The organism is Enterococcus sp. (assembly GCF_032555305.1).
Lineage (GTDB): Bacteria > Bacillota > Bacilli > Lactobacillales > Enterococcaceae > Enterococcus_A.
In genome coordinates, this window is record NZ_JAWGOQ010000001.1 from 327,855 (window position 1) to 339,514 (window position 11,660).

14 protein-coding genes are annotated in these 11,660 nt (G+C 39.3%); 8 read left to right on the forward strand and 6 right to left on the reverse strand.

Going from position 1 to position 11,660, the window contains the following annotated elements; translation table 11 throughout:
• Positions 1-13 precede the first annotated feature (13 nt).
• Positions 14-820 carry a Cof-type HAD-IIB family hydrolase gene (locus tag E6139_RS01570; protein ID WP_316401281.1) on the reverse strand — a complete coding sequence of 269 codons (807 nt, stop codon included), beginning with the start codon at positions 818-820 and terminating at the stop codon, positions 14-16.
• Positions 821-1,019: 199 nt separating this feature from the next.
• Here E6139_RS01570 and E6139_RS01575 point away from each other — a divergent pair, with 199 nt between their 5' ends.
• Complete coding sequence (locus E6139_RS01575; protein ID WP_316401282.1) at positions 1,020-1,631, forward strand: hypothetical protein; 612 nt, start codon at positions 1,020-1,022, stop codon at positions 1,629-1,631.
• Between the two features lie 156 nt (positions 1,632-1,787).
• On the opposite strand, the gene E6139_RS01580 is transcribed toward E6139_RS01575, so the two are convergent.
• Entirely contained in the window at positions 1,788-3,281 is a 1,494-nt protein-coding gene (locus E6139_RS01580) for a helix-turn-helix domain-containing protein (protein ID WP_316401283.1), read from the reverse strand.
• A gap of 584 nt (positions 3,282-3,865) precedes the next feature.
• Positions 3,866-5,326, reverse strand: a complete 1,461-nt coding sequence (locus E6139_RS01585) for an NAD-dependent succinate-semialdehyde dehydrogenase (protein ID WP_316401284.1) — start codon at positions 5,324-5,326, stop codon at positions 3,866-3,868.
• Between the two features lie 270 nt (positions 5,327-5,596).
• Here E6139_RS01585 and E6139_RS01590 point away from each other — a divergent pair, with 270 nt between their 5' ends.
• The 3 genes from E6139_RS01590 (at position 5,597) to E6139_RS01600 (ending at position 7,194) form a co-directional block, all read left to right on the forward strand.
• The gene (locus tag E6139_RS01590) at positions 5,597-5,848 is read left to right on the forward strand and encodes a hypothetical protein (RefSeq protein WP_316401285.1); all 252 of its coding nucleotides are present in this window, start codon (positions 5,597-5,599) and stop codon (positions 5,846-5,848) included.
• Between the two features lie 305 nt (positions 5,849-6,153).
• Positions 6,154-6,804 (forward strand): type A chloramphenicol O-acetyltransferase, encoded by a 651-nt coding sequence (gene catA, locus E6139_RS01595; RefSeq protein WP_316401286.1) that lies wholly within the window; start codon positions 6,154-6,156, stop codon positions 6,802-6,804.
• Between the two features lie 231 nt (positions 6,805-7,035).
• Positions 7,036-7,194 (forward strand): hypothetical protein, encoded by a 159-nt coding sequence (locus E6139_RS01600; RefSeq protein WP_316401287.1) that lies wholly within the window; start codon positions 7,036-7,038, stop codon positions 7,192-7,194.
• Between the two features lie 708 nt (positions 7,195-7,902).
• Here E6139_RS01600 and E6139_RS01605 read toward each other — a convergent pair.
• Entirely contained in the window at positions 7,903-8,184 is a 282-nt protein-coding gene (locus E6139_RS01605) for a type II toxin-antitoxin system YafQ family toxin (RefSeq protein ID WP_316401288.1), read from the reverse strand.
• 33 nt (positions 8,185-8,217) lie between these two features.
• Entirely contained in the window at positions 8,218-8,490 is a 273-nt protein-coding gene (locus E6139_RS01610; RefSeq protein ID WP_316401289.1) for a type II toxin-antitoxin system RelB/DinJ family antitoxin, read from the reverse strand.
• Between the two features lie 825 nt (positions 8,491-9,315).
• Here E6139_RS01610 and E6139_RS01615 point away from each other — a divergent pair.
• Together E6139_RS01615 and E6139_RS01620 are read left to right on the forward strand one after the other, a co-directional pair.
• Positions 9,316-9,900: an AAA family ATPase gene (locus E6139_RS01615; protein WP_316401290.1), complete on the forward strand. Its 585-nt coding sequence runs from the start codon at positions 9,316-9,318 to the stop codon at positions 9,898-9,900.
• Between the two features lie 29 nt (positions 9,901-9,929).
• On the forward strand, positions 9,930-10,139 hold the full coding sequence (locus tag E6139_RS01620) for a hypothetical protein (RefSeq protein WP_316401291.1): 210 nt from the start codon (positions 9,930-9,932) through the stop codon (positions 10,137-10,139).
• A gap of 70 nt (positions 10,140-10,209) precedes the next feature.
• Here the strand turns inward: E6139_RS01620 and E6139_RS01625 are convergent, their stop codons facing one another.
• Positions 10,210-10,461, reverse strand: a complete 252-nt coding sequence (locus E6139_RS01625) for a DUF1653 domain-containing protein (protein ID WP_316401292.1) — start codon at positions 10,459-10,461, stop codon at positions 10,210-10,212.
• Positions 10,462-11,133: 672 nt separating this feature from the next.
• Here E6139_RS01625 and E6139_RS01630 point away from each other — a divergent pair.
• Both E6139_RS01630 and E6139_RS01635 read left to right on the forward strand, forming a co-directional pair.
• Complete coding sequence (locus E6139_RS01630) at positions 11,134-11,262, forward strand: hypothetical protein (protein WP_316401293.1); 129 nt, start codon at positions 11,134-11,136, stop codon at positions 11,260-11,262.
• A 96-nt stretch (positions 11,263-11,358) separates the two neighbouring features.
• Positions 11,359-11,490, forward strand: a complete 132-nt coding sequence (locus tag E6139_RS01635; protein WP_316401294.1) for a hypothetical protein — start codon at positions 11,359-11,361, stop codon at positions 11,488-11,490.
• Positions 11,491-11,660: the final 170 nt, after the last annotated feature.

The following is an 11,660-nucleotide window of genomic DNA, read 5'->3' on the forward strand; positions in this document are numbered from 1 at the left end:
CCTTTTTCTTCGATTATTTGTTTAACAGCTGCTCAATCACTTCCAACACACCTTCTTGATTATTGGAACGGATGATTTCCTCTGCCGCTTCCTTTACTTTTTCCTGAGCATTCTCCATCGCGTAGCTGAAACCAGCGTATTCCAACATCTCAATATCGTTGCCGCTATCACCAAAAGCGGCGATTTCAGCTGGTTCGATGCCCCACTCTTCACCTAATTTTGCCAGACCATTGGCTTTATGAACGCCGGGGATGATCAAGTCAATATCGCCATGCCCGCTGGAAACAGGAATCATTTCACCAGCCAGCACCTTGTCTAAAGCTTTTAGCTTCTCTTCGATGTCGCTAGTTAGGAAGGTCAGTGCAAATTTGAAGATCTCATCGCCTTGATCTGCGACATCCTCCAGCTTCTCCAATTTTTTGATGCTAGGGTAATAAAAGCTGACACTCTTGAATACCTCTTCTGATATGTCTTGGGACACGTAGGCGCTATTTTTGCCGCAGACCACATTTACGATCGGTTCAAGGGCATTAATCCCTTTTAACGATGCCAAAACTTTGTCCATAGGCAGCTGCGCGTTATAGTAATGCTGCCCTTCAACTATAATATTCGCGCCATTCTCTGAAACAAACGACATCTCGGTATGATTCTCTGGGAAAAAGCTTTTTAGTTGGTCGTATTGGTTTCCGCTTGCCACGACAAACTTGATATCCTGATTCTTTAATTGTTGGAAAAGCTTTTCAAATCGTTCTCGATTGTACTCTTTCTGATCGTTCAAAAAGGTGCCATCCATATCGACCGCGATCATTTTGATACTCATTTTTAGTCATCTCCTTCTTTTTATTCGTCTAATCAAGAATACCATAAACTATGGGACGCATTTCAGGTCAAGTAGAATTTGATCAATCAGAAAAACTCCGTCTAAAGCAGGCAGAAAATCCGCCGAAAGTCGGATGTCTACCCCAACTATTCTCTCTATAATAGTTTTTGTAAGTTATTACTTAGAAAGAGGTGAGTCTATGTCTAATTTTCAAAAGGAATTTCCAAACGCCGCACGCTATTTGAAGCAGCGCTATCCGGACAAGGAACCATTTAGCAGCTTTTGGCACTGGGCCCTATTAGCACTTTTTGCTGTTTTAGTAATCGCGACGATCAAACAACAGTTACTATTGATCGGGCTCTTGATCCTCGTGGCCGCATTAATTAAAGGCCCGGGAATGTTACTGTTCGGTGCGATCTATTCATTGTTAGTCAGTCTATTTCCGCCAATCGGAGTTGTACTTTCAGCACTTTTTTTCCTATTAAATATTCGTTTATTGACGAAGAGCTGGCGTGTAAATATCGTGACTTCACTGTTTTACTTGTACCCGCTGGGGTTAAGCCTGCTTCGCTACTTCACCGACTGGGTGGCCCCATGGCAGATTGGACTTCAATTATTGCCAGGCTTATTGCTGCTACATTTTGTTTTGATGCAGGTGTACTATTTCCACCCAAGTGCTCGCCAAGTGTCTTGGACCGTTCTAGCTACGCCTTTTGAATTAATCTCACTTGTACTGCCAAAGCGCTTCAAGAAACCGTTTCGGACTACGGCACAACCAACTAGATTGAAAAGCGCAAAAAAATATCGTTAAGGAAGATTTTTCTTCTTTAACGATTTTTTGTATAGATCATTTTTTATAAACAGTATTGGCAGCAGGGAATCATTTGATTTCCTTGCTGCCATTTTTAGGGGATGTGCGGTCGTCTACTCCGCGCCCTCTATTAGGATTGGGTGGAAACGTACCCTTTCACCCAGCTAACTTACTGACTAATTGCTGCAGTTGAAACACATCTTGATTCGTCAAGAATGGATCGATCACAACAGTCGGATACTCCTCCGGCACTTCTTCCACACTGCTGGAGGTGATCAGTGCATCATATTTTTCCAATTCTGAACGATTAATGTTCACATTGGTCAATTTCTTTTCGACATAATGAACTTCGAAATTGCCATAGATTTGATTTTCGATCTGATTGCCTAAGAAAAATTCTTCTGTCGGCGACAGCTCAGACATCAGCAACAGCTTCAATGGTCGATCGCAGCTGGCTAGTAGCGTCAAACTTTGCGGAACCATCGTAATTAAGATATAGACATAATTCCAAACAAAGTCCTCTTCTTGATAGATCTGATAGCGGCGAACAAAATGATCCACGATCTTCTTCACCTTCTTAACCGCTTGGTCATGCGTCTCAGACAACTTCTCAAGGAAAATCCTCCGTTGACGGAACAGAATATCGATCAGCTGTCCATCCGGTTCATAGATGCGATGCTCATTCAACAAAACGATCGCCAATTCCTGTTTCTTTTCATTGCCTAATGAGAAATTCAACAAGCTATCGAACTCCTCCACCAGCTCTAAGTGACGATAATAGTAGTCCGCATATTCGTCTTCTTTTTTTAGCGCGCTGTGCAATTGACTCTTACTGGCAACCACGATATCCGCGTAAGACAACCAAAGACAATCCTTGATCTTATCCGACGATAACTTCACCCGAAAGACCTCCAGTGCCATCCGCTTAAAGGCGTCTAGGATTTGCCGCTCCGGCAGCATCAAATCACTGCTCAGCTCTGATTTCGGATAATAATGCCCGTTCTTAATCCGCCACAGGCTAATGTACATGTTATAACCCAAACGTTTGCGGGAAATGTAATTATCCTCCAGTTTATTCACTTGGATGAATTGATCCACCAGCTCCGTGATCGCCTTGATCTGGAACTCCTTCAGGTCACGATACAGCGAATCCAAACGATCTGATTTTTCAATGAAATAACGATAGTACATATGTCGAATCACACTTTCATTGCCTTCCAGTCGCAACGGCCGGTACTGCAACGTGATCCCTGTTTTCTGTAACACACTCTCAATCTTCTTAAGATTCCGCTGTGTTTTAGACGGACTCAAAAAGAGCTTCTTCGACAGATCAATGATATTTTCGCATTCCTCGTACAATAGCTCCTCAATAATCTGGAACTCCGGCGATTGCTGGATCGTATCGGCATACAGCCGATTGATACTGACATGCGATTTGATCTGCAGCTGATACAGTCCCTTATATTTCATAATACGAAAAGCATCCTGCTGACTGTTGATCAGCTTAACATCCTTCAATAATACAGATAGCGAGCATTCTAACTCTTCTAGTAACTGGTCACTCGATAGACCGATACGGCAAGCATATAACAATTCCACCAAACGTAAATGCCGCAGATTACTCACACCTAAAATCTCTCTAAAGTTCATACTATCACCCTCTTCACTAACTCCTATGCTTATCCCCACCAACAATGATTACTAGAACTAGCAATCATTTGTGCATGAAACAAAACCCCTTCTGCTCCATACTGATTCAAGTTATTCCTACCACTTTCAAGCAATAAAATTCCTTCACTTCCCCCCTTTATAAATTAATCTGACAAAAGAAAAAGCCAAGCAACAACGCGTTTGCTAATCATTGCTTCGTTTTATCCGTTGTTTTACTGTATAATAATGGTAACTGATATGAACTTTCTCTGCTTTGACCTCCGAAAAAAACGAATGCGTTATCGAATGACGGATTTCCTTTGTTACATCAACCGCAAAATATTCCTAACAAGTTATTTAACTCACTTTTTAAAATAAAAATAAATTTTTTTAGAAACTAATAGTTAAATTTTTTTTGTTCAGTTTGAATCATTGATAATTTTGAATGATATTGAACAAAATAAATGACTATTATTTTTAAGTTATATACTAAATGTTTTGTTTTCCCACTTCGGAATAACGATATTTATAATATAAAAAGAGCGTACTCTTCAAAAAGGTACGCTCTTTACGATATTCTGAGATTATTTTGCGGTACGAATATTGACAAACTTGACAGCCACATATTCCTCGACCCCGTACGTGCCGTTTTCCCGACCGAAGCCCGAGTGCTTCACGCCGCCAAACGGTGTCGCTGAGTTTGAGATATCCGTATCATTGACACCAACCATGCCGTATTGTAATTTGTTACTCACATTTTCCACGGTATGGATGTTGGTTGAGAAGAAATAAGAGGCCAATCCAAATTCTGTATCATTTGCGTCTTCAATGACTTTTTCTTCATCTTCAAAAGTAATCAATGGGATTACTGGTCCAAAGGTTTCTTGATAGAAGATATCCATTTCCTTCGTTACCCCATCCAACACAGTCGGCTCAAAGAAATTCCCGTTGGCATATTCGCCAGCTTCAAGCTTATGACCGCCAGCCAGGATTTTCGCGCCTTTGTCCGTCGCGTCCTTTAATTGATCCACGACTTTTTCGACACCATCTTGATTGATCAATGGTCCTACTGTTGGGTCATCCAAGCCATTGCCGACCGTCACATCTTTGATCGCTTCGACAATCCGATCGGTCACTTTCTCCTTGATGTCCCGATGGATAAAGATTCGGTTTGGCGAGGTGCAGACCTGACCATTATTGATAAACTTCGTTTCGATCAAGGTTTCCACTGCTCGTTCGATATCCGCATCCGGGAAAATAATGTACGGTGCATGACCACCTAACTCCATCGAGACATTTTTCAAGGTTGGCGCCGCTTGCTCATTCAGCTTTTGTCCCACTCCGGTAGAGCCGGTAAAGGTGATTTTTTGTACATCCTCTGATTCTGACAAGATCGTTCCAATCGTAGAAGAATCGCCTAAGACGATATTTACGACGCCATCAGGAAATCCTGCCTTATCAAACAATTCCATTAACGCTAACGCTGACAGCGGTGTTTCCTTCGATGGCTTCAAAATCACCGTACAGCCAGCTGCGATCGCAGGTGAAATCTTGCGGATGATCATATTCGATGGGAAGTTCCACGGGGTGATCGCTCCAACAACACCAACCGCCTGCTTGCGGACTTGCCATTGATTTGTAGCTGGTGATGGTACAATCTCGCCTAATAGACGTTGCCCTTCTGCGGCATTCCAGCGTAGATTTTCTACGTTTGTTTGAATCTCGCCTTTTGCTTGAGTCAAGGGCTTGCCTTGCTCCATCGTCATAATTGTTGCTAGGCGATCCGCGTCTTCCTCCACGAGATCCGCCATTTTGTTCATTAACGTTGCCCGTTCCGCAGCAGAGGTTCGTGACCATTCAGGAAAAGCCTTGTTCGCCGCTTCAATCGCCGCATGGACTTCCTTTTCGCCCCCGACATGAACCTTCGCCAAGGTTTCGCCTGTCGCCGGATTCGTCACCGCTTTAGTTCCTTCTGAGCCTTCCACCCATTTGCCATTAATATAGAGACGTGTTTCGACTGCTGGTAAAGCTTGCTGTTTTGCCATATGTCTAAATTCCTCCTAGTGATGGTTTTTGGTTGAAAATCATTGACAATTCTGACCTTCAAACGTTCTTTTACTATACAAACAACCGTAACACGGATAAAAAAACAACTCAAAAAATCAGCTTAATGATTAACTTTTTTTCAAAATATTGATAAAAATCAAGAGGGGATGATTGGATGAAGTTTGGCTGATGACTTTAGCTCTGCACCTTAAACAGATTGTTTAGCTGCCGCATCGTTGCTATACTTTAATAAAAAAAGGAGGTCCACGATGTTTGCGAATTTGAGATACCTTCCAAAAAAATATAAGTCCGTTTATATCGTTTATATGATCTGTTTGCTGACGACCTTCATCCTTTTAGCCTTAGTGCGACCAAGCGGGAAGATTGTCGTTCTAGTCTTCCTCGCCTTTTTTATGATTGATTCATTTTTATTATCAAGATCAAAAGAAAAGATTCTGCTGCCGTTGCTAGTGGATCTGTTCATCTATGCTTGCTGGTTTATTATTTTGTATCCATTTTGAGATCACTGACTGAATAAAAAAAGACTACTCGCTTGAGCAGTCTGTAGCCGATTGTAACTATTTGATGTATACCTCTAACATGACACATTCTGCTATCCTCGTCACACTGTTGGCCGGTCTTCCACTTGCCGTTGATGACTAAATCCCTGCTTTGCATAGTGATCATTAGTCCATAGTTAAGCCATCAATAAGCTCCTATCCCATGTTAAAATGACCCTATACCATACAAAGGACTGATTACAAATGAAAAAAACAGATGATTTATCCTCCTAACAATACAGATCATATTATTAGGAGGAATCAAGATGTCTTTTACAGTAATTAATTTAGAAAAATGGGAACGTACCGAAGTTTTCAACCATTACTTGTCTCAACAAACATCCTTCAGCATCACAAAGGAAATAGAGATTACTGCTCTTTACAATTTTCTCAAAGCGAATGATCATTCATTTTATTTAGGATTTCTTTATCTGGTAACGACGATCGCCAATCAGGAAATAAATTTCAGGATGAGCTTCAATCGTCAAGGTCAGCTCGGTTATTGGGATACGTTGTCTCCTCTGTATACGATCTTCGACAAAGAGACGCAGCAGTTTTCCACGCTGGCTACTGACTATTCACCAAGCTTCAATCTGTTTAAGAAAAACTACCTTGCCGATTTAACTGCCTTTAGCAACACCGGCAAATTGTTTCCGCAAAAAACGTTGCCGGAGAACGTGATTAATGTCTCGATGATTCCCTGGACCTCCTTTACTGGATTCAATCTGAATGCGAACAACGGGCAGAACTATTTATTGCCCATTATTACTGGCGGAAAATTCATTTTTCAAGAGGATAAAATCTTTTTCCCAATCTCATTGCAGGTTCATCATGCAGTGTGTGATGGCTTCCACGCCGCAAAATTTCTGAATCAATTTGAAGAAATGGCAGCTGACCCGCAGGATTATTTTGACTGATACGATGAAGAGTGCCTACTGCGAAATGCAGTAGGCACTGTTTTATTCCTTCTTTTGAATAGGAGCAGTCGCTCATTTTTGATTTGTTTAATGACTCTGGCGGTGATTTAGCTGTTCGGACTCCTTCAATAACTGATGATTTCTTTATGATTACTGCATCTTGAAATTAATTTTTTCAAAGTTATACGTGGGTTATTTGTGTTAAAATATGATTAAAAGGGAGGAATTCCTATGATGCAAAAATTATCTGCTAGCGTTCCTGTATTCATATTTTTTGGTCTACTTTTTATTGTTTGGGCTGTTTTGTGGGATCATAAGTTTTACTTGTATTTTGCTGGGATAGTTTGTTTCTTGCAAGCTTTTCAAAATTACAGAAATAAGAAGGTTTAATCATTTAGACAACCGGAAGTCGGTTGTCTATTTTTATATATTGACCTAAACTTCGGTTGTTTTCTCTGTAAACTGATTTTTTTTAATTGTTAATAGGATAAAATTTTGTAGTGGTGGTATTTTGAAAGTAAGTAATTCACTTAGATCAACGTGCTTTTTTGCTTCTTCGTTCTTAGTATTTCTTCTTTTGACTTTGAGAATGTGCCTAGATGTATTCGTGTTTCATCGGATAATTACTACCGATTTGATGATTGATAGAATATTCGACTACTGTCTCCCTTGCGTATTATTTTTGGGTTTCGGTGTTTATTTCAAAAAACGATAGCAGTATTCCCCACAATTCATTCTTAAGCCCTATTTTGTGTTTCGCTAACATATATTATCCTAAGATAAAAGGAAGTGAATGATATGAAGTGGACTAGTCGAATGAAACCAAATGTGTTTTTTTATGTGGGGATAATTGTTGTGATACTCAACGCTGGCTTTCTCAATTTCAACTTTCCTATTTCATTAGCAGGGACTGCCTTAATTTTCTTTTCTGACACAATTGCTAACTCTGTAAAAAGGCACTTGGTAGGCAATCAATAACCGATTGCCTTTTTTGTTGACATCTCTTGATCGGCGAAAGGATAGGCTTAAAATTAATGCAAAAAAGCAACATACAAATTTAAATGTATGTTGCTTCTTCTAATTTCGTCCCACTAAAATTTACCTAAAGATATCAGAATGTGTTCCAGACCTAATCCAGTAGACTCTATCGTTCGTTGGATCAAGTTCATACAATAGAAGCCAATCACCTTCAATGTGACAATCCCATCTGTTTTCATATCCTACCAGCTTATGATTTACATATTTTGCCGGCAGCGGTTCATTTGCTGCTATTAGGTCCATTGCTATTTTTAATTTTCCCAACTGATACCGGCCGCTTTTATTCAACCGTTTAATGTCCTTTTTGAATTGCGTTGTCGGCACCTGTACCATTTTACCCATCGAAACTACGCCCCTTTTCAGGGAAAGATGATCCTAGAGATCTACATCCTTAAATAGTTCATCTGAACTTTGATACTCCTTGAAACCAAGTTCGCCTTTCTTGATTTGTTCCATCTCTTCAAATGCCTCGTTTGTCCTGTCGTTGAAGTCATTAACACTTACACTAAAAGGAATACTTTTCGTTCTAATGGCTTTTTTCAGAAACATCTTAATGGCTTCATTGGTAGTTGTCCCGAGTTCTTCGAATAAACGATCTGAGGCAGCCTTTAAGTTATCATCAACCCTAATCTGAATTGTTTTAGACATACTAGTACCGCTCCTTTCTAATTTTTCGATTTTCTTCGTTTTCTACGCTCCTTCCAATCATATATTTCCCGTTAATGAATCGCGATAGAACATCGTCCACCCCAAACGATGCTAGTAGCGAGTAGCTGTCTAATACCATTATACCAAGTGTTAAACGCAAGATCAATGACATAGCATTAATAGTCATCACATTTTAAATGATTGCCAATACAATAATATTAACTATATTTCCTGTTCCTTCCTTCCCTTCAATTTGATACAATTTCTTTTGAAAGAGGGGAATATTTTGAGCTATTTACTATTGTGTTTGATTGTTGTTCTTTGTCTGTATCATTTGTATTTGTCAAAAACTTTTATTAGCTATCGCAAGAATAAGAATACTGAAAAGATTGTTTCTTTACTGAATAAATTTATCTTAATTGCTCCTGTTGTTGCTTCAATCATTTTTTCTGTACTTTTAAACACCGCTCTTAAGGGGAGAGTCACAGAAAGAAGTTCTCATGCACTTATGCTCTTTTTCCTATGGTTATTGTTCACTAGAATTTATACTTTTTTGGTAAGTCTAAAATCTCAAAAATCTGCTCTAGTTCGTTTGTTAGTGACTGGAGCATTGTTTTTATCGCTTATTATTTTCCTGACACCGTTAGACAGATATGTTTCTAGCTTGTTCAATCAGTTTAGAAAATGGACTTATGCTATCGGCATATTTGAATGCTTAATTTTTTACACTGGTTGTTCTTTCAAGAACGATCGTCAATAGTCAGTATCTGACTTCTAATAACCTTAGTACCCTTAGACACTACAAGAAAAATGGATGTGATCACAATGGCTTTAATTGTACTCATTGGCTCTCAAGCCGTCGGCAAAATGACTGTGGGGCAAGAGTTAGAAAAACGAATAGATGGAAAATTATTGTTCAATCATCAAACGCTGGATCTTTTCGCCGATTTTCTAGGCTATAGCAAGCCAGCATTCATGCTCTCAGATAGAACCAGAAAAGAACTTTTCAAAGCGTTTGTCACTAATCTGGAAAACAATACCACTAAGACGATCATCTTCACTGTGGTGATTGATTTTGATTCTGCTTATGATCTCGAATTTTTACAGGATATTTCCTCGATTTTTTTGGAAGCTGATCAAGAGGTTTATTTTATTGAGTTGGTTGCCAAATTGAGAACACGGCTAAAGAGGAATGTTCATGAGGATCGCTTGAAAATGAAACCCTCCAAGCGAGATACTAAATTTTCAAGAAGAGAACTTTTAAGCGCAGCGAAACATGCTCGCTTGGAAAGTCGTGAACAGGAACTGAATACGCTTTTTCCACCGGTCAAACACTTGAAGATCAACAACACCAAGCTGTCTCCTGAAGAAGTCTGCGATAGAATAATTGAGGCTTTTCAGCTGGAGTAATCGCCTATTCAGATCAGGGATTTGCTATAATGAAAGAAAAAAAGGTTGTGACGACTTTGATCAAAAACTACGAGGCATTTTTCAAATTCTCGATTGCTCTGGCTATCTGCTCCTTTTCGATCGCATGTATTGTAAATAACTCGCTGCTTGAATTTGCGAAGGGCTTTTCGATGGCTTTGGTGATCGTCAGTGCCATTTTTAAAATCAGGAATAATCAAATCACTCACGAAACGAACTAGAAAGACTAGTTCGTTTTTTCAGCTACTATTTTCAATAGTAAATCAATGTTTCATGATCCTTGCCTTCGTCTTATGAAGGAATTTCATCGGAGTCTTGCTCAATCAATGCCATTCGATATTTTTGATCGATCTCTGGATACTTTTTATGATCCACTTCACTTAAGAACATGGCTTTGGGTCTTGCGAAATGCTGCCCATTTTCTAGTGAACGATAGATAACTAATTCCTCTTGTGTTTCTGTGTGAAGCGCCACAAACAGTACTTGATACATTCCGCCCTTAAAGTGACGATACGTTGCACCTTCGTGTAATTCTCTATTCATTAATCTTCCTCCTGCGTGCTGACAATCATCTGAAAGCACCAAATTTTTGACATAATAGTCATATTATTTTGAATGTTCATTTGAATTCAGTATATCTTTTATCCTAGGAATCTAACAGTCTCCATTCTATTCGCTATTTGACTAGCTCTCAGATAAGTCAGGCTCATTTGTGTCACACTCAACTCAAGAGGTCATTTTTATGCTAAGAACACAAATTAATGTGGTTTCTTTGATGAAGTCTGTTTCGCTGAAGGTTGCTGACTCTTTCGACAGTGCTTCGATTATCGCATAATTTGAAACACCTAAGGAATTGCTGGACTATTCGTAAAAAAATTATCAGGCACTTTCAGATGAATTCATTGACGCCTTCCGTAAAGAGTTTCAAGATGCCTATGTCACCGAACTGATCAAACAACTAAAAGAACAAAGTGTGAACTTTATTTAGACTCTCTTACAGGGTCTTTTTTTACTATTACTTCGCAGATTTCGATTCCATATTCTTACCAGTTTTGTATTATGGCGTTATGCTTAGTTCTGCTATTCTATTTTCTAAATTTAAAACGCGCTTGAATTCCTAGTTATCCGAATTGTTGGATGGCTTTTTATTTGTTCATAGAACCGGTTTTAGCACCATTTTGTCATGATATAATAAAGAAAAAAGAGGGGATTATTATGGGAACGATGGGAATGCTATATAGTTTCATTTATAACGCGCTTCGCTTGCTTGTTTTGTATGTGGTGATCAGGCTGGCTGTCAAACATGGGATTCAGGATGCTAATAAGAACAAGACTTTGGATTAGCTAAGTGCTATTTTTTGTGGATTGTCTATGGACAAAATCATTAATTTCTTGTCCGAATCTAGGTAATCCTGCATACTTAAATTAGGGGTGATGAATTTGAAGACACGTCAGATATTGCCTATCGTAGCTATTTGGTGGATTGCAACAGCTGCTTGCGGAATGATCTCATGGATCACTGTGACAAATAATTTGAAGGATAAGAGTAACGATCACAATAACGCTAAATAAGGGGCTCTTTCACATTATGAACAGTTCAAAAGAAGTGCAACGGTTTGCTTCTTTTGAAGAATCGGCTCTTCCTTGAATCGGCTACACTAGACTAGACAGAAAAAATAAGGTGTGTAGAATAATAAAAAACACACTGGAGGATTTTTCATGTCAAGACGTCAACGAAGAAC